Source organism: Streptomyces sp. WZ.A104 (assembly GCF_002382885.1).
Taxonomy (GTDB): Bacteria; Actinomycetota; Actinomycetes; order Streptomycetales; family Streptomycetaceae; genus Streptomyces.
The window spans coordinates 51,037-69,291 of sequence record NZ_NWVL01000043.1; the positions used below are offsets into that span (position 1 = coordinate 51,037).

Genomic DNA, 18,255 nt, shown 5'->3' on the forward strand with positions numbered 1-18,255 from the left:
TCTGGTTGGGTGAGTGTCCACACCCTGGTTAACCTCGCCTTATGGCCCTCGGCACCCCCTCCACCAGGACAGACCACGCGCGTACCGTGCGTGACCTGCTCGCGACCGGCAAGACCTCGTACTCCTTCGAGTTCTGGGCGCCCAAGACCGAGAAGGGCGAGCGGAACCTCTGGAACGCGCTGCGCCGGGTCGAGGCGGTGCGCCCGAGCTTCGTCTCCGTGACCTACGGCGCCGGCGGCTCGACCCGCGCCGGGACGGTCAAGGCCACCCAGGAGATCGCCGCCGACTCCACGCTCACCCCGGTCGCCCACCTCACCGCGGTCAACCACTCGGTCGCCGAGCTGCGCAACATGGTCGGGCAGTACGCCGACGCGGGCATCAGGAACATCCTCGCGGTCCGCGGCGACCCGCCGGGCGACCCGATGGGCCAGTGGATCGAGCACCCGCAGGGCGTGAAGTACGCGGCCGACCTCGTCCGGCTCATCAAGGAAGCGGGGGACTTCTGCGTCGGCGTCGCCGCATTCCCGGAAATGCACCCCCGGTCCACCGACTGGGAGACCGACATCGGTCATTTCGTCGACAAGTGCCGCGCCGGAGCGGATTATGCGATCACCCAGATGTTCTTCCGTCCGGCGGACTATCTCCGGATGCGTGACCGGGTGGTCGCTGCGGGTTGTGAAACGCCCGTGATCCCCGAGGTCATGCCGCTCACCAGCGTCAAGCAATTGGAAAAGTTCCCCCAGCTCAGCAACGCGACCGTGCCCGCGTCGTTGAAAGAGCGCATCCTCGCAGCCAAGGACGATCCGGCCGCTGTACGCTCCATTGGCATCGAGTTCGCAACGGAGTTCTGCGCGGAGCTGCTGTCCGAAGGTGTGCCCGGACTGCACTTCATCACGCTCAACAACTCGACGGCAACGCTCGAAATCTACGAGAAACTCGGACTGCACAAGCAGTCGTGACCGGCCGTACCCGCCCCCCGAGCGGCTGCGGCCGAAGGAGGGGGCGGGCGTGGGCTGGACGGTCCTCTACATCGCATTCGGCCTGGTGGCGCTCTGGCTGCTGGGCGAGGTACTGCTTCAGTACAAGGCACGACTGCGGTGGCGGCTCCTCGCCTTCGCCGGATTCCTCGGCGTGGTCGTCGGCGTGCTGCTGGCCTCCGTCCCGGTCATCGTCATCGGGACGCTCGCCTTCGCCACCGGCCAGACCTTCGTCACGCTCTCCTTCCGGCGCGGCTTCTCCACCGGCTGGGCCATAGGGGGCAGCCCGGGAGAGAGCCGCCGCCGCAAGGGCGGCGGGCGCGCCGCCGTGAAGGAACCCACGCTGGAGGTCTCGGACCTGGAAGTCTCGGACCTGGAGGGCGCCGCCGCCGGCTACGACCAGCCCCCGGCCGCCCCGCCCGCGGAGTCCGTCCACGAACCGCAGCCGCTCCCCGACGACACCGGCCAGTACGGTGTGTACGGCGACACCGGCTTCGACAACGGCACCAACGGCACCGGCCAGGAGGCGGACCCCTCGGCCCAGCCGCACTACGCCTCGTACGACCCCTACACCGGCTACGACCAGCAGCCCGCCCAGGACCCCTACGCCGGAACATACGACTACGGCACCGGGCAGCAGAGCTACGCCGCCTACTCCGACCCGTACATCGGCACCACCAACCCGAGCCCTTCCTACGGCGGTTACGACAGCTACGGCAACGGCAACGACAGCCAGGGCGGCCAGCAGCAGTACGCGGACCCCTACGCCCAGAGCTACGGCGCGGAGACTTACGGCACCGACACCCCGCCCGGCGGTGTGTGGGTCCCGCAGCAGCGCGACGCCGAGCACTACCCCCCGATGTCCCCGGAGCAGCCCGCACAGCCCGCTCCGTACGGCAACGGCTACGACACCGGCCAGAACGAGCAGTACCGCTACTGAGAAGCACCGCTGCCGAGGGATCGCTCCGTCGGCAGCGGGATTGCCGCGGGATTGCAGTGGGGCTCAAGGGCGGCGGCCGGGCGCAAGCAGATGCCGGACGGCGCCCCTCCTCGCCGGGAGCCGCTCACCGGGAGCCGCGGAAGTCGTCCCCCTCCACGATGAGTCCGGCCACCAGCGTCCCCGACATCCCGGCGTGCGCGAGCCCGCCGCCCGGGTGCGACCAGCCGCCCGCGAGATACAGCCCCGGCAGCCGGGTGAGGTTGCCCGGGTGCAGCTGCGCGCCGCCGGCCCCGGCCAGCGCGGGCGGCGGCACCGCACCGCCCTCGGCCCCCGTCTCGGCCTCGGTCTCCGCCGGCGTACGGACCTCCGTCCACCGGACGCGCTCCCGCAGCCCGGGAACGGCTGCCCCCGCCCGCTCCACCAGGACGTCCGTGAACCGCTGCCGCAGCGCCGGGTCCGTCCAGTCGACCGGGCCCTGCGGCGCCACCGTCGCCGTGAGCGTCACCGCCTCGTGCGCCGCGTCCGGGCGGGTCGCCGGGTCGTCGGGCCTCAGCACCGTCACCGTGGGGTGCTCGGCGACCCGGCCCCCGAACACCGCCTCCTGCTCCGCCGCCCCGTCCGCGCTGTGCACCACGGTCCGGTGCACGGCGTCCGCCTCCCGGGCCCCGCGCAAGGACAGCAGCACCGAGAACCGCCCCGGCACCGCAGCCTCCCTGACCGCCACGTCGTCCGCGCCCCACAGCTGCTGACCCGGCACCAGACCGGGGCGCGGCCGCACCCCGAGCACGACCCGGTCGGCCTCGGCGACCTCACCGCCCGTCAGCTCCACGCCCGCCGCCCGGCCGTCCTTCTCCACGACCCGGACCACCTCGGCCCCGAAGACGAACTCCACCCGCCGGGCCAGGCACCGCTCGTACACCGCCCGGGCCAGCTCCCGTATCCCGCCCATCACGTACCAGCTGCCGAAGGTCTGCTCCATGTACGGCAGGAGCGCCGCGCTCGCGGGGGCGGTGCGCGGGTCGAGACCGTAGGAGAGCGCGTACCCGTCGAGCAGGGCGGCCAGGCGCGGGTCAGCCAGCTCCCACGCGCCGATCTCCGCGACCGTGCCCGCCTGCCGGGCCCCGCGCAGCAGACGGCGCTGCCGCAGCGCCGGATACGGGTCGCGCGCCAGCACCCGGTGGTCCGCCCGCAGCGGCTCCTCCAGCAACGGCCGCCGAGACCGGTCCCAGGCGTCCCGCGCCCGGTCCATGAAGCCGCTCCAGCGCTCACCGGCACCCGCGCCGAGGGCCCCGTCCAGAGCGTCGGCCACCCCGGCCCGGGACGCGTTGGGCAGGGACACCGCGGTGCCGTCGGCGAAGACGTGGCGGCTCGCCGGATCGACCTGGGTCAGTGTGACGCACTGCTCCAGCGGCTCCTTGCCGGTCTTCACGAAGAGGTCCCGCTGGACGGCCGGCAGATGCAGCAGTCCCGGACCGGTGTCGAAGACGAAGCCCTCGTGCGCATGGCGGCCGACCGAGCCGCCGTAGCTCGTGGAGCGCTCGTACACCGTCACCTTGTTGCCCGCCACGGCGAGCCGGGCCGCCGCCGCCATGGCGCCCGTCCCGGCGCCGATCACCGCAATTCGTGCCATGCCGCCGACTTTAGCGACCACCACTGACAGCTGAGAGCCCGCCGGGTGTCCTCGGCCGGATGGCGGACACTCGGCGGGCTCTCAGCCGGGAGGCCAGGTGCCACCCGTTCCCGCCAGGCGTTTCTCCTCGCGGCGCTGTGCCCGGCGGCGCAGGAAGCGGCGGATGCGCGAGGCCAGGAAGATCACTGTGACGATCCCGAGCACCAGGAGAACCCCGGCGATCACCGCGGCCGCGACCGGATTGAATATGGCGAAGGTGACGATCCCCGCGACCCCGAGGTCCTCGGCGATGCTGATCCCGATGTTGCTGAAGGGCTCGGGGGAGGTGTTGACGGCCATCCGCGTGCCCGCCTTCACCAGGTGGCTCATCAGTGCGGTGGAACCGCCGATGGCCCCCGCCGTCAGCTCCGGCAGCGAACCGCTCTCCCCGGCCAGCAGCGCGGCCACCACCGCCCCGGCCACCGGCCGGATCACGGTGTGCGCCGTGTCCCAGACCGAGTCCACATAGGGGATCTTGTCCGCGACCACCTCGCAGAGGAACAGCACACCGGCCACGATCAGGACATCGGTGCGCTGGAGTGCGGCGGGCACCTCGTCGGACACTCCGGTCGCACCGAAGACGCCGAGCAACAGGACCACCGCATAGGCGTTGATCCCGCTCGCCCAGCCGCTTGTGAACACCAGGGGGATTACGGACACGCAGGTGATCGTAACGACCCCCTCGCCACGCCCGGGGTGGGGTCCGGCGCAGCCCTGAGTATCCGTACCTAGGGACACAGATGAGTAGCTGCGCGGATAGGCCCCCACCTGCGCGGACGGCAGAGTGATGACCACGGAAGGGGCGCTGCGCCAGGACCGCCGGCACGGGGCGGCGGAACGGCGCGGTTCCCCCGACGCAACGGGGGTGCACGACGGAGGCCCGGGGACCACGGGGGACATACGGGGTCACGGGGAACGGGTTTCCGCAGCACGGAAGACGCCGGTCCGATGGAGTTCACGGGGGACGCGAACTCCAGCGGCCGGCGTCTTCGGCTTTTCCGGTACCGCACGCCCCGGGCGGCTTTCAGTGCCCGCTGACCCGCCCGTGCAGCAGCAGGGACAGCGCCGAGTGGACCTCGTCGATCGAGCGCTCCGGCTGGAACGCCTGCCAGTCCAGCGCCGCCACCAGCACCATCCCGACCAGCGCGGCTGCCGTCAGCGGGATGTCGATCTCCTCGCTCAGTTCACCCGTGCGCACCGCCTCCCGCAGCACGTCCTCGACGACCGCGACGGCCTCCTGACGTACCACCAGCAGCGTGGACTGCCAGGCGCGGTTGGTGCGCCAGAGCTCGGCCACGTACAGCTGGGTGAAGGCCGGGTAGCGGTCGATGAAGTCGAGCCCGGCCCGGATCATCGCGTCCAGGGCCTCGACCCGGGTGCCACCGCGCTCCGCGGACTCCTCGGCGGCGGCCCGCAGCGAGGCGGTGAGCAGCCCCACGCCGTGCCGGAGCAGCTCCTCGAACAGCTCGGTCTTGCTCTTGAAGTTGTAGTAGACCGTGCCCTTGGCGACCCCGGCCCGCTCGGCGATCTCGTCGACGGTGGTCGTCGAGAAGCCCTTCTCGGCGATGAGGGTCACCGCCGCCTCGTAGAGCCTCTGCCGGGTGGCCTGGCGCCGCGTCGTGCCACTGCTTTCCATGACACCGATTCTCCCAGGTCCCGCCGTGCTCACAGGCTCAGCTCCGGGTGCAGCCTGCTCAGGCTCCACACCTGCTTGCGGCGCGCCGTGAACGCGGTGAGGGCGAGCGCGCCGACGGTGAAGGCCGCCAGCACCGCGCAGCCCACCCAGACCGGGGTGAGCGGCCCGCCCGTGATCAGCCTGCGCAGCCCCTCGACGACGTACGTCATGGGGAGGAACGGGTGGATCGCACCGAAGAAGCCGGGGCTGGTCTGGACGGGGTAGGTCCCCCCGGCCGAGGTCAGCTGGAGCATCAGCACCACCAGCACCAGGATCCGCCCGGCCGCCCCGAAGCAGGCGTTCAGCCACTGCACGATCGCGGCGAAGCAGCAGGTCACCAGGGCCAGGAAGCCGAGGGTTCCGGCGGCGTGCTCCATCTGGAGGCCGAGACCCCAGTGCAGGACGGCCATCAGGGCACCGACCTGGAGGGCGCCGAGGGAAGCGACCGGCAGCCAGCCGGCCAGCGCGATCCGCCACGAGGAGGCTCCGGCGGCGAGCGCCCGCCGGTTGAGCGGCTGGATCAGCATGTACGCCACCATCGCGCCGACCCACAGGGACAGCGGGATGAAGTAGGGGGCGAAGCCGGTGCCGTAGTTGGGTGCCGCGTGCAGCGACTTGGAGGCCAGCTGCACCGGGTCGGCCATGACGTCGGTCCGCGCGTCGCGGTCCTTCTTGTCATAGTTCGGGATCTTGTCCGCGCCGTCGTGGAGGCCCTGGGCCAGCTCGGCCGAGCCGTCGCCGAGCCGGAACAGCCCGCCGTCCAGGTTCTCCGCACCGGTCTTCAGCTTGCCGACACCGGTGTCCAGGTTGCTGGAGCCGGTCTGCGCGTTGCCGAGTCCGATGTGCAGCGCCTGTGCGCCCTTGGCGACCTTGTGGGCGCCGGTGTTGAGCTCGTTGACCTTGCTGACGGCCGCCGCCAGGTCGTCGTCCAGCGTCGGGGCGCGCTTCGCGAGCGCCTCGGCCTGCTTCTGGAAGGTGACCAGCTGGCTGCTCAGCTTCTTGAGGTCGCCGTTCTGGTTGCTGACCAGGGTGTTCACATCGGCGGCGATCTTCGCGGCATCGTCGGCCGCGACCTTCGCCCGCTCCAGCGGCGGGCAGGCCGTCGCGTCGGGCTCCGCGGCCTCCTCGCACTGGGTGCGGTGGATCTCGGCGAGGTCGTCGGCGGCCTTCCTGGCGCGGGTGGCCGCGGTGGGCGCGCTCTTCACGAGCAGGTCGAGGTTGTGCCGTACGGCCCCCGAGGTGTCGGCGACCAGCCGGGCGGTGTCCCCGATGGACTTCCCGTTGTCCTTGAAGAACGGGCGTACGTCCCCGGCGATCCCGTTGACCTTGTCGGCCAGGACCTGGGTGCCTCCGGCGACCTGACGGGAGCCCGTCGCGAGGTCGCGGGAGCCCTGGTTCAGCTTGGCGATCCCGTCGGAGAGCTTCTTGCTGCCCGCCTTGGAGTCCTTGAGTCCGTCCGCGAGGTCCTTGGACCCCTGCTTCGCCTTGGAGATGCCGCCCTTGAGGTCGTCGGCGCCCTTGGCCGCCTCGGCGGTCTTGTCGTGCAGATCGGAGAAGTTGATGAAGATGCGGTCCAGGAAGCCCCGGGAGGCGTTCGTGGAGGCGGCGTTGCGCACCTCGCCGAAGACCGTCTTGGAGATCTGCCCGACGATGTAGTTGTTGGCGTCGTTCGTCCGCACCTGGAGCGCGCCGGTCTCGGGGGAGTCCCCGCCGCTGGACGCGATCTTCTTACTGAACTCGGACGGCATGGTCAGCGAGAGGTAGTACGTGCCGTCCTCGACGCCCTTGAGGGCCTCGGCGGAGCTCACCTCGTGCCAGGCGAACACCTTGGAGTCGAGCAGCTTCTTGCTGATCTCGTCCCCTGCGGTGACGCGCTTGCCGTCGCTGGTGGCCCCCTTGTCGTTGTTGACCAGCGCGACGGGCAGCTTGTCGAGCTTCCCGTACGGGTCCCAGAAGGAGCACAGGTACAGGGCGCCGTAGAGCAGCGGCAGGAGCAGCAGGGCGACCAGTGCGGCGGCGGGCAGCTTCCCCCTGCCGAACCGCTTCAGCTCAAGCGCGGCCAGCTTCGGCGAACGCATCGGCCGTCTCCTCTTCGGTGGTGGGTGCGGGGGCGAGTGCGGGCGCGGTACGCACGACGTGGGTGTCCTCGGGGGCCTCGCTGCACACGGCGAGCACGGTCGTCCCGGCCTCGGCCACGGAGCGCAGCAGCGCCCAGGCCTCGGCGCGTTCGGCGTCCGAGAGCTTGAGGTCGGTGTCGTCGACGGCGAGCAGATGCGGCTTGCCGATGAGCGCCAGGGCGACGGAGAGCCGCAGCGCCTCAAGACGCTCCAGGTCCCGTACGGAGGTGCGCCCCGACTTCGGCAGGGCGGCGGGGTCGAGCCCCGCGGCTTCGAGGGCCTCGTCGACCCGGGCCTCGGCGGCGGCCCGGCGCTCGGCGCGCGGGCGCAGCAGGGTGCGCAGGGAGGTTCCGTAGCGGCCCTGGAGCAGTGAGCGCTCGCCCAGGTGCTCGGCGACGGTGAAGGCCGGGTCCAGCTCGCTGACCGCCGGGACCGGGCCGAGGGCGGCGATCCGGCGGACTGCGGCGGCCTGCCTGGGCAGCTGCAGCCCACCGACCTCCGCGTGCCCCTCGGTGGTGCGCATCCGGCCGGTCAGGGCGAGCAGCAGGCAGGTGCGGCCCGTCCCCGAAGGCCCCTCGATCGCCACCAGCGCACCTGGCTCGGCGCTGAACTCCACGTTCCGAAAGGCCCAGCCGCGCGGCCCCTTGAGTCCAAAGTCCTCGGCGCGTACCGCGGCGCCGTGCGGGCTCTCCACAGACCCTCCCCTATTTAAACTGACCGGTCAGTGCAAAAAGTAGTCCGAACTCGCACTCGAAGCAAAGTGGCAGGTCAGAGGGGTGGTCGGGTCGATTGTCAGTGGGGGCCGCCACCATGGACACAGACGGCCACGAAGCCGTCACACGACGACAGGAGGTTCGTCATGGCCAGCTCGTCCGCAGCCGCCGCCCCGCGGCGCCGCGCAGGCAGCCCTGCCCCCTCACTGACCGGTGCGTCCAGCGATGTCCACCCCGTTCTGCGCCGTGCCTCGGCGCCGCCCGCCGCGCTCGATCTGCTCGCCAAGGCCCGGTCCGGCCTGGACGAGGCCGCCGTGCTCCACGAGCCCAACGAGCGCTATGCCACCGCCCACCTCGCCGCCCTGCGCACCGCGGCGGCCGTGCTGGCCGCCCGCGGCCGCCCCGAGACGAACAAGCGCCGCCGTGAGCGCATCCGGAGTGCCTGGGAAGTCCTCCCGGAGATAGCCCCCGAGCTGACCGAGTGGAGCGCCCTGTTCGCTGCGGGAGCCCTGCGACGGGCCCGTGCGGAGGCGGGCATGCCAGGGGCGGCCAGCGGGCGGGACGCGGATGATCTGCTGCGCGACGCGGCCATGTTCCTGCGCCTGGTGGAACGGCTGCTGGCGCTCCAGCCGGTGCTTCCCCAACCTCGTCCGGAGCGCCCCGGCGGCGGGTGACCTGGACGGCGGGGCGAGGCAATAGGGTGGTGACCGCTCACATCACCACCCGCACTGTTCACGCTCCGCCGCCCCCGGCGGCACCGTGCCGAGGAGTCATCTGCCGTGTCGGACCAGCCGCGCCCCCGCGCCTCCCTCCGTACCGCCGTGGTCTGGGAGGTCCTCAAGGACGCCCTGGACCGTCAGGTCAAGGCGACCGGCAGTGACGCCCTGGACGTCCTGGACACCGGCGGCGGCACCGGCAACTTCGCGGTGCCCGCCGCCCGGCTCGGCCATCGGGTCACGGTCGTCGACCCCAGCCCCAACGCGCTCTTCGCCCTGGAGCGCCGCGCGGCCGAGGCCGGCGTCGCCGACCGGGTCCGCGGGGTCCAGGGCGACATCCTCGGCCTGTTCGACGTCGTGGAGCGCGGCGGCTTCGACGCGGTGCTCTGCCACGGCGTTCTGGAGTATGTCGACGAGCCCGCCGAGGGCGTACGCAACGCGGTCGAGGCGCTGCGCCCCTCCGGCGCGCTCAGCCTGTTGGCCGCCGGAGTGGGCGGAGCCGTCCTGGCCCGCGCGCTCGCCGGTCACTTCACCGAGGCCCGCCACGCGCTGACCGACCCGGCGGGCCGCTGGGGCGAGGGCGACCCTGTGCCCCGCCGCTTCACCGCCGAGCAGCTCGCCGACCTGGTTTCCGGGGCCGGTCTGGAGGTCGGCGCGGTGCACGGCGTGCGGGTCTTCGCCGACCTCGTGCCCGGCGTCCTGGTGGACACCGAGCCCGGTGCCGTCGAGGCCCTCCTGAAGCTCGAAGCGGCCGCCGCCGAGCAGCCCGCGTTCCACTCCGTCGCCACGCAACTGCACGTTCTGGGCGAGAAGCGCCGCTGATCAGCAACGCAGCTCCGGACGGAGTCGGTCTCAGGACCCCCGTACGGGGCGTACGCCCCGTATGATCGGGTGACACCATCCGGCATGACGGATCGGTCGTCGGGGAATCTACGCCTCAGCAGCCGAGCCGACATAGCGGTCCGGACTGGCTGAACGCTAGAGGGCGGGTTTCACGGGGGCGAATCCCTGCCTATCCTGGAAGGGCCGCATACCGGTCGCCCCCGCGGCCGACGACGAGGAGGATCCCGTGCCGCTCTCGGAGCACGAGCAGCGCATGCTCGAGCAGATGGAGCGAGCGCTGTACGCCGAAGATCCCAAGTTCGCGACAGCGCTCGAGGGAAGCGGACTGCGTACGTACACCCGGAAAAGGGTCTACCAGGCGGTCGCTGGCTTCCTGGTGGGTATCGCGCTCCTCATGGCCGGAATGGTCGCCCAGCAGATCTGGATCAGCGTGGTGGGGTTCCTCGTCATGCTCGGCTGCGCCGTGCTCGCGGTCACCGGATGGCGCAAGGCGCCCAAGCCCGGTGAACAGCAGCAGGCCGCCGCAGGCAGCGGGGAGAGCGGTGCACGCCGCCGACCCAGACAACGCCGGTCGATGATGAACCGCATCGAGCAGCGGTGGCAGCGCCGCCGCGACGAACAGGGCTAGGTGCTGCCCCGTCATCCCTGGCGGGCGTACGACGTATGACACCGATGGCTGAGGGGCGCCCGTATTTCTGCGGGCGCCCCTCAGCCATGTGCGCTCGGACCCCGCCGGGTCCGCCCGGAGCGGCAACCGCGAGGCCCCCGGCCAAGGCACCGAAGCCGGTCCTGGCCAGGGGCCATCGCCCATGCCGCGCGTGGTGGCCCGCGCCTCGCGGTCAGCCGTGCTGGCGGGCGAGGCGGCGCAGCCGGGCCGTCCAGCGGCCGTGTCCCGGACGGTTCACCCAGCGCTCCGCGAGTGCCGTCCGACGGTCCGCGACCGCCCACACCACCCGGACGGACGAGCGGGGCAGCAGCGTTGCCCGGAGCCGTGCCCCGCGGTCGGCCGAGGCCTGGAGGCCCGCCCGTACCGCCGGCGCGTCCTCGGTCAGGCCGGACGCCGGGCGAGGCCCGGGGGCGTACAGCACCTGCTCCACCGCGCTCGCGATCCGGTGCACGGCCTCGGCCGCGGTGGTGTCCAGCCGGCCCAGCCGCACGATCCTGGCCGCCGCCTTCCGGGGCGTCAGCGATTCGTCCGGCGCGATGCCGTGGTCCCAGGCCGTGTCGATGACCTCCTGCCAGGCCGCCAGCGTCCGCGCGGCGGCGTCCGAGGGTGTCCGGCCCCCCGAGCCCAGCCGCCGGTTCCTCGTCCGGGTGCGCCAGAGCAGTGGTGCCAAGGGCAGCACCAGGACCAGGACCGCGCCGAGGATCAGCAGCAGCACCGTGCCCGCCGGAGTGCCCCGGTCGGTCGGCAGCGCCGCCCCCGGCTCCTGCGAAGGGCCGCACCCGCCTTCCTGACGCAGCTGCGGCGGGCAGCTGTCGTCGGCGGACGGGGCGGTCGACGGGGCGGCCGAGGTGTCCGCCGAGGGCTGCGCCGGGTCGCTCGCGTCGTCCGTGGGGACCTGGGGCCGGGTGTACTCCGGAGCGCTGCCCCGGCTCGGGGTGGGCTCGAAGCGGGTCCACCCCACCCCCTCGAAATACAGCTCGGGCCAGGCGTGCGCGTCGCGCAGCCCCACCGAGGTCGCCCCGTTCGCCTTGACGGTGCCCGGGGTGAAGCCCACCGCGACCCGGGACGGGATGCCCAGCGTCCGGGCCATCGCGGCCATCGAGAACGAGAAGTGGACGCAGAAGCCCTCCTTGTCGCGGAGGAACCGTGCGATGGCCGAGGACCCGGTCCCCGAGGCGACGGACGTGTCGTAGGTGAAGCCGCCGTCGGAGGCGAACCAGTCCTGGAGCTTCACGGCCTGCTCGTAGGCGTTGGCCGAGCCCTCCGTGACCTTCTCGGCGGTCTCCGCGACCACGCTCGGCAGCGATTCGGGGACCCGGGTGTACTCCTGGGACAGGCTCTGCGACGGCGGTCCGGCCGCCGCCAGCTGCTCCGCCGTCGGCTCGACGACCAGACTGCTGACCTCGTACTGCGCACCGCGTGTGGTCTGCCCGTCGTCGCCGACGAGGGTGCGGCCCTCCGGTTCGTACCGCCAGCGGCCGTCGATGCGGACCTCGCTCGCCGGGTAGGGGAGCGGCAGATAGGTCTGCTGGTACGAACGCGAGGCGGAGATGTTCGTCCGGACCTCGGTGACGGAGACGTCCCGGCCGAGCCCGGTCGGCTGCGGGAGGCGGTTGGGAACGTCCGTCAGCCGGCGCGTGGAGGAGCGCCATTCGCTGCCGTTGAACTCGTCCAGGGCCAGGATCCGGAGGTACAGGCTCTGCGGGTCCTGGATGTTGCTGCGGTACGTCATCACCTCCCGGTTCTCCGGCTGGTTGAGGTTGTTCTGCAGTGACACCAGGGGGTTCACCGCGGAGATGGTGCCGCCCCCGCTGCCCTTGCCGGTCCCGGGGCCGTCGCCGCCCAGCAGGCCGCTGTCCAGGGTGGGCAGGGCCAGCGGGACGACCAGGGCGATACCGAGCGCCAGCACGCCGATCCGCCGCCCTGTGCGGACCGGGGAGGACCCACCGCCCGCCCCGGCCAGCCCGTCCGTCAGACCGCCCGAGGAGCGCGAGGCGCCGCTGAAGACCCGGCCCCACTGGGAGAGCCGGTCCCGGCCCTCCGCCAGCAGGAGCAGCAGATAGCCGCAGGCGGCGAGCAGGAACCACAGCCAGCCCGCCCCGCCGCCGGAGAGCCCGGCCGCCACTGAATAGAGGGCGAGCAGCGGCAGCCCGGCCGGGGCCGCGCTGCGGAAGGACACCGCCAGGGCGTCCACCACGAGCCCGATGAGCACCACCCCGCCGATCACCATCAGCCGGATGCCGTCCGTCAGCGGGGCCGGGATGGCGTACGTGCCGACGTCCTCACCGCCCGCCACCAGCAGCTCACCGAGCCGCATCACGGCCTCCGGGCCCGGCACCACCCCGAACAGGGCGTGATCCCGGGCGAACAGGACGGTCAGCAGCAGCAGGGTGACCAGGGCCTGGCAGGCGATGGTCAGCGACCGCGCCAGCGGAACCCGGCGCGCGAGAGCACCCACCCCGCTCTGGACGCCGAGGACCAACGCGGCCTGCAACAGCCAGCCCACGCCGTCCACCAGCGGGAGCAGTGCCCCCGTCGCCAGCAGCGTCGCCGCGTAGGCGCACAGCGCCAGCCGGGTCCGCCCGCTCATGACCATCCCCCCGCGAAACCCGCCTGACCGCCGCTCCCGGCGGATTGTGTGTCCGTGCGCATCCGGCCCACCTGCTGCCACAGCGCGGGCAGCTCGGCACCCGGCTCGACCAGCACCGCGATCCAGCCCGACTCGCGCAGCTGCCGCAGCCGCTTCTCGGTGGCGGCCGCGGAGGGCACCTCGCCCGCCCAGGAGGCGCTCCCCAGGACGAAGGCGACCGCCGCGCCGGCCCGCCGCCGCATCCGGGCCGCGACCTCGGCCTGCTCCTCGTCGAGATCGCCGAAGAAGGCGATGAGAAGCCCCTCGTTGCCGCCGCGCAGCACGTCATGTGCGCGCGAGAGGCCCCCGCCCTCGGAATGGCCGACGACCGCGAGGGTGTCGAGCATCAGCCCGGCCGAGTCCGCGGACTCCTGGGTGGAACCGGCGAAGCCACCGGCCCCTTCGCCGGGCACCGCGTTCCCGTCGTCGGTGAGCAGGCGTACGGCGAAGCCGCGCTCCAGCATGTGCACCAGCGCGGAGGCCGCTCCCGACACCGCCCACTCGAAGGCGGAGTCCGGCCCGGCCCCGTGATAGCCGATGCGCCGGGTGTCCAGGAGGACCGTGCACCGGGCGCGCTGCGGCTGTTCCTCCCGGCGCACCATCAGCTCGCCGTGGCGTGCGGTGGAGCGCCAGTGGACCCGGCGCAGATCGTCGCCGTGGCGGTAGCCGCGCGGAATGATGTCGTCCTCACCGGCGAGCGCGAGCGAGCGCTGCCGCCCGTCCCCGTACCCGGAGGCCTCGCCCGCCAGCCGCAGCGCGGGCAGCGGCACCGTGCGCGGGATGACGACGAGGGTGTCGTACGCACTGAAGGAACGGGTCAGCTCGCACATCCCGAACGGGTCGCTGAGCCGCAGCTGCAACGGGCCGAGCGGATAGCGACCGCGCAGATCGGAACGGACCCGGTAGGACACCTCGCGCCGCCCGCCCGCCTCCACCCGGTCCAGCACGAAGCGGGGCCGCGGCCCCAGCACGTACGGCACGCGGTCCTGAAGCATCAGCAGACCGGTGGGCAGCCGGGACACGTTGTCCATCCGCAGATGGACCCGGGCCTCCGAGCCCGCGGGCACCCGGGACGGCGAGAGCCGCCGGGTGCCCGTGACCCGGTAGCGGGTGCGGTAGAGCACGGTCACGCAGACCAGGGGCAGTACGGCCAGCAGCAGCCCGACGCGCAGCAGGTCGCCCTGGCCGAGGACGTACGCACAGACGGCGGCGGCCACCCCGGCGGCCAGGAACGAACGCCCCCGCGTGGTCAGCCCGCCCAGCGCGGCCCGCAGGCCGCCCTTCCTGCCGCCGTCCTCCACGGCGCCGGGCTCGCCGGCCGCCATCACAGCCGCCGTGCCCCGGGCTGCTGCTGGTTGTACAGCGGGCGGCCCGGCTCGTGCAGACCCGGCACGGGCGGCGCGGTGCCGCCGGCCGAGGTCGGGACCGGAGTGCGCTGGATGATCTCCAGGACCACCTGCTCCGCCGTGCGGCGGTTCAGCTGGGCCTGGGCGGTGGGCAGCAGCCGGTGTGCGAGCACCGGGGTGGCCAGTGCCTGGACGTCGTCCGGCAGGGCGTAGTCGCGCCCGCTGAGCGCGGCGGACGCCTTCGCGGCGCGCAGCAGATGCAGCGTGGCGCGCGGCGAGGCCCCGAGTCTGAGGTCCGGGTGGCTGCGGGTGGCCCCGACGAGCTCCACGGCATACCGCCGGACCGCGTCGGCCACGTGCACCGTACGGACGGCGTCGATGAGCTTCACGATGTCGTGGGCGTGGGCCACCGGCTGGAGGTCGTCCAGCGGCGAGAGCCCGCCGTGCACATCGAGCATCTGGAGCTCGGCGTCCGGGCTGGGGTAGCCGATGGATACGCGCGCCATGAAGCGGTCGCGCTGGGCCTCGGGCAGCGGGTAGGTGCCCTCCATCTCGACCGGATTCTGCGTGGCCACCACCATGAACGGGTCGGGCAGCTCGTAGGTGTGCCCGTCGATGGTGACCTGGCGCTCCTCCATCGACTCCAGCAGCGCCGACTGCGTCTTCGGCGAGGCGCGGTTGATCTCGTCGCCGATCACGATCTGAGCGAAGATCGCGCCCGGCTTGAACTCGAAGTCCCGCCGCTGCTGGTCGAAGATCGACACACCGGTGATGTCCGAGGGCAGCAGGTCCGGCGTGAACTGGATCCGCCGCACGGAACAGTCGATGGACCTGGCCAGCGCCTTGGCCAGCATGGTCTTGCCCACCCCGGGAACGTCCTCGATGAGGAGATGCCCCTCGGCGAGCAGCACGGTCAGCGAAAGCCGTACGACCTCGGGCTTGCCCTCGATCACACCCTCCACCGACCTGCGCACCCGCTCCGCTGTGGTGGTCAGATCAGTGAGGCTCGCTCGATCGTCATAGGTCGTCACCCGGCCCTCCTCGGCCCTTTGCGCATGGGCCGACGCATCCCGCACGGCCCACCCCGAAATTCGGACACCCTTCCGGAAGGCCCGGAGGACGTCACACCCGCATTCTTGTTGCCGCTACCGCTTCGTGTCACTCGCCTGTGGATAAGTGCGTGCGAAATGTCAGTGTCTGTCGCGATTTCGGCACTGTGGTGGATGTGTGAGGTGGGGACGGGAGGCCGGGGAGGGGGTGGCCCGAACCGTTCAGGACTCGGAGTGGATCTCGCGCAGCAGACCGGTGGTCACGTCGAAGACGAAGCCCCGGACGTCGTCGTTGTGCAGGAGGAACGGCGAGGTGCGGACCCGCTGCATGGACTGGCGTACGTCCTGGTCGGCGTCGGTGTAGGCCTCCACCGCCCACACGGGCCGCTGCCCCACCTCACGCTCCAGCTCCTGCCGGAAGTCCTCGGTGAGGGATTCCAGGCCGCAGTTGGTGTGGTGGATGAGGATGATGCTGCGGGTGCCGAGCGCCCGCTGGCTGATGGTCAGCGAGCGGATCACGTCGTCGGTGACCACGCCGCCCGCGTTGCGGATGGTGTGGCAGTCGCCGAGTTCCAGACCCAGCGCGGCGTGGAGGTCGAGGCGGGCGTCCATGCAGGCGACGATGGCGACCTGGAGGACGGGCCGAGCGTCCATGCCCGGATCGCGGAAGTCCTTCGCGTACCGGGAGTTCAGTGCGACCAGCTGGTCGGTGACCTCGCCGCTCTCGCGGACCGCTGCGGCGGTGGACGTCACGGGCTCGGTGGAGGGGTGAGCGGAAGTCGACATGGCTACGACGTTAGCCTTCCCACCTGGTCCGGGAGTGCTGTGAGAAGCGGACAAAGAACATCAACGCGGCTTGTTGTGAGGTAACCCACAGGCCCTGGAGTGCGCCCGTTCGAGTGAGATCACCGCGTCCGGACGGGTGGGACGACTCGCTGCCTGGTTCGTTGATCGCGAATCGATCGAATGGCAGGGTGGACTAAAGTAACGCGAAGTCACCATCCCCCTCCGTAACCCACCGCCCCATCGCACCCCCTGCATATTCCCGTTTTTTTCCCCGTGATGTGCGGCGTACGTGCGGCCCGGCCCTCTCCCGCTCCCGGTCGGCCGACGCCCCTTCCCCGGCGTCGGCGGACCTCCCCTTCGGAGCGGGCGGGGACCAGGACGTACGTGCCGGCCGCGCGGGACAGAGCCTGAGAGGGCGCATTGAGCCAGACCCGACACGTCCCGGTGATGCTCCAGAGGTGTCTGGACCTGTTGGCCCCGGCTCTCCAGGACCCGGCCCACCCGGAGCCCGTGGTCGTCGACTGCACCCTCGGCCTCGGCGGTCACAGCGAGGCCCTGCTCGCCTCCTTCCCCACCGCCCGGCTGATCGCCCTGGACCGGGACAAGGAAGCCCTGCGCCTCTCCGGCGAACGGCTCGCCCCCTACGGAGACCGGGCCACCCTCGTCCACGCGGTCTACGACGAACTTCCCGACGTCCTCGCCCGCCTCGGGACCCCCAAGGTCCAGGGCGTGCTCTTCGACCTCGGCGTCTCCTCCATGCAGCTCGACGAGGCCGACCGCGGATTCGCGTACGCCCAGGACGCCCCGCTCGACATGCGCATGGACCAGTCCACCGGCATGGGCGCCGCCGAGGTGCTCAACACCTACCCGCCCGGCGAACTGGTCCGGATCCTGCGGGCGTACGGCGAGGAGAAGCAGGCCAAGCGGATCGTCTCGGCCATCGTGCGCGAGCGCGACAAAGAGCCGTTCAGCAACAGCGCCCGGCTCGTCGAGCTGATCCGCGACGCGCTGCCGCAGGCCGCCAAGCGCACCGGCGGCAACCCCGCCAAGCGCACCTTCCAGGCCCTGCGCATCGAGGTCAACGGCGAGCTCAGCGTCCTGGAGCGGGCCATCCCGGCGGCCGTTGACAGCCTCGCCGTCGGGGGCCGGGTCGCCGTCCTGTCCTACCACTCGCTGGAGGACCGGCTCGTCAAGCAGGTCTTCGCGGCAGGCGCCGCCAACACCGCGCCGCCCGGACTCCCCGTCGTCCCCGAGCGCTACCAGCCCCGCCTGAAGCTCCTCACCCGCGGCGCGGAGCTCCCCACCGAGGAGGAGGTCGCCGAGAACCGGCGCGCAGCCCCCGCCCGGCTGCGCGGCGCCCAGCGCATCCGCGAGGAGGAGCGATGAGCGCCACGGGAGCCGGGCGGTGAGCAAACCGGCCGCACCGCTGAAGGGGCGGGCCGGACGGCTCGCCCGGCTGATGCCGTCCACCGGGCCCAGCACCGCGGCCCGCACCCCCTTCGTCCTGCTGGTCGTCCTGCTCCTGGGCGGTGGGCTCATCGCCCTGCTCCTGCTGAACTCCGCGCTCAACGAAGGGTCGTTCAGGCTCAGCAAGCTCAAGCGGGAGACCACCGAGCTCACCGACGAGCAGCAGGCCCTCCAGCGCGACGTCGACAGCCGCTCCCAGCCCGACGCCCTGGAGCGCCGCGCCCGGGAGCTGGGCATGGTCCCCGGCGGCAACCCCGCCTTCCTCAACCCGGACGGCACGGTCCGCGGCGTACCCACCGAGGCCACCGCCCCGCCGTCGCCCAGCCCCAGCCCCAGCCCCAGCCCCAGCGCTTCGGCCGACGCCGACGCCTCACCGGGCCCCGACGCCCCGGCCGCCGGTTCCGCGTCGCCCTCCGAGGCCGTACCCACGACGTCCGCACCCGCGACCGGGCCGGACGCCGCGACCGCCCCCGAGGCGGAGAGCAGCCCGCCCCCGACGAGTCCCGGCAGGTGACGCAGTGCCGTCCAAGGAACCGCCGCGCCGCCGTGTGCCCGGCCCGGCCCGGCCCCGTAACGGATCGAGCCGCTCCCCTCGCTCCGGCGCGCGCCCCCCGGCGCGCCGCCCACGCCCCGCCCCGGGGCGCACCACCGCACGCGGCCG

Annotated in this window: 16 protein-coding genes; 7 read left to right on the top strand and 9 right to left on the bottom strand. The window is 72.4% G+C overall.

The genetic code is table 11. From position 1 onward, the window contains the following. Positions 1-41: 41 nt before the first annotated feature. A complete protein-coding gene (gene metF / locus CIB93_RS22615; protein WP_096629334.1) occupies positions 42-959 on the top strand; it encodes a methylenetetrahydrofolate reductase [NAD(P)H] in 918 nt (305 codons plus the stop codon). 49 nt (positions 960-1,008) lie between these two features. Continuing rightward, the gene (locus CIB93_RS22620; RefSeq protein WP_096629335.1) at positions 1,009-1,917 is read left to right on the top strand and encodes a hypothetical protein; all 909 of its coding nucleotides are present in this window, start codon (positions 1,009-1,011) and stop codon (positions 1,915-1,917) included. 124 nt (positions 1,918-2,041) lie between these two features. Here CIB93_RS22620 and CIB93_RS22625 read toward each other — a convergent pair whose 3' ends face one another. The 5 genes from CIB93_RS22625 to CIB93_RS22645 form a co-directional block, all read right to left on the bottom strand. Further along, a complete protein-coding gene (locus CIB93_RS22625) occupies positions 2,042-3,547 on the bottom strand; it encodes an NAD(P)/FAD-dependent oxidoreductase (protein ID WP_179500205.1) in 1,506 nt (501 codons plus the stop codon). Positions 3,548-3,628: 81 nt separating this feature from the next. Further along, positions 3,629-4,246, bottom strand: a complete 618-nt coding sequence (locus CIB93_RS22630) for a DUF4126 domain-containing protein (RefSeq protein ID WP_096629338.1) — start codon at positions 4,244-4,246, stop codon at positions 3,629-3,631. Between the two features lie 364 nt (positions 4,247-4,610). Next, positions 4,611-5,222 (bottom strand): TetR/AcrR family transcriptional regulator, encoded by a 612-nt coding sequence (locus CIB93_RS22635; RefSeq protein WP_096629340.1) that lies wholly within the window; start codon positions 5,220-5,222, stop codon positions 4,611-4,613. Positions 5,223-5,251: 29 nt separating this feature from the next. Then, the gene (locus tag CIB93_RS22640; protein ID WP_096629341.1) at positions 5,252-7,339 is read right to left on the bottom strand and encodes a YhgE/Pip family protein; all 2,088 of its coding nucleotides are present in this window, start codon (positions 7,337-7,339) and stop codon (positions 5,252-5,254) included. Further along, on the bottom strand, positions 7,311-8,072 hold the full coding sequence (locus CIB93_RS22645) for an ATP-binding cassette domain-containing protein (RefSeq protein WP_096629343.1): 762 nt from the start codon (positions 8,070-8,072) through the stop codon (positions 7,311-7,313). The genes CIB93_RS22640 and CIB93_RS22645 overlap by 29 nt, the downstream gene beginning before the upstream one ends. A gap of 165 nt (positions 8,073-8,237) precedes the next feature. On the opposite strand from CIB93_RS22645, the gene CIB93_RS22650 reads away from it, so the two are divergent. The 3 genes from CIB93_RS22650 to CIB93_RS22660 all read left to right on the top strand — a co-directional run bounded on the left by CIB93_RS22650 (position 8,238) and on the right by CIB93_RS22660 (position 10,278). Then, entirely contained in the window at positions 8,238-8,765 is a 528-nt protein-coding gene (locus CIB93_RS22650; RefSeq protein WP_096629345.1) for an SAV_6107 family HEPN domain-containing protein, read from the top strand. Positions 8,766-8,870: 105 nt separating this feature from the next. Further along, a complete protein-coding gene (locus CIB93_RS22655; RefSeq protein WP_096629347.1) occupies positions 8,871-9,629 on the top strand; it encodes a bifunctional 2-polyprenyl-6-hydroxyphenol methylase/3-demethylubiquinol 3-O-methyltransferase UbiG in 759 nt (252 codons plus the stop codon). A gap of 247 nt (positions 9,630-9,876) precedes the next feature. Next, complete coding sequence (locus CIB93_RS22660; RefSeq protein ID WP_096629348.1) at positions 9,877-10,278, top strand: DUF3040 domain-containing protein; 402 nt, start codon at positions 9,877-9,879, stop codon at positions 10,276-10,278. Between the two features lie 211 nt (positions 10,279-10,489). Here the strand turns inward: CIB93_RS22660 and CIB93_RS22665 are convergent, their stop codons facing one another. From CIB93_RS22665 to CIB93_RS22680, 4 genes are all read right to left on the bottom strand, one after another. Continuing rightward, entirely contained in the window at positions 10,490-12,907 is a 2,418-nt protein-coding gene (locus tag CIB93_RS22665) for a DUF3488 and transglutaminase-like domain-containing protein (RefSeq protein ID WP_096629363.1), read from the bottom strand. Then, positions 12,904-14,271, bottom strand: coding sequence for a DUF58 domain-containing protein (locus tag CIB93_RS22670; RefSeq protein WP_096629350.1), 1,368 nt, complete (start codon positions 14,269-14,271; stop codon positions 12,904-12,906). Before CIB93_RS22670 ends, CIB93_RS22665 begins: the two co-directional genes overlap by 4 nt. Then, entirely contained in the window at positions 14,271-15,323 is a 1,053-nt protein-coding gene (locus tag CIB93_RS22675) for a MoxR family ATPase (RefSeq protein ID WP_096629352.1), read from the bottom strand. Before CIB93_RS22675 ends, CIB93_RS22670 begins: the two co-directional genes overlap by 1 nt. A 240-nt stretch (positions 15,324-15,563) precedes the next feature. Beyond that, the gene (locus tag CIB93_RS22680; RefSeq protein WP_096629353.1) at positions 15,564-16,127 is read right to left on the bottom strand and encodes a carbonic anhydrase; all 564 of its coding nucleotides are present in this window, start codon (positions 16,125-16,127) and stop codon (positions 15,564-15,566) included. Between the two features lie 420 nt (positions 16,128-16,547). On the opposite strand from CIB93_RS22680, the gene rsmH reads away from it, so the two are divergent. Together rsmH and CIB93_RS22690 are read left to right on the top strand one after the other, a co-directional pair. Next, complete coding sequence (gene rsmH, locus CIB93_RS22685) at positions 16,548-17,513, top strand: 16S rRNA (cytosine(1402)-N(4))-methyltransferase RsmH (protein WP_096629355.1); 966 nt, start codon at positions 16,548-16,550, stop codon at positions 17,511-17,513. A gap of 19 nt (positions 17,514-17,532) precedes the next feature. Continuing rightward, complete coding sequence (locus CIB93_RS22690) at positions 17,533-18,108, top strand: septum formation initiator family protein (RefSeq protein ID WP_096629356.1); 576 nt, start codon at positions 17,533-17,535, stop codon at positions 18,106-18,108. Positions 18,109-18,255: the final 147 nt, after the last annotated feature.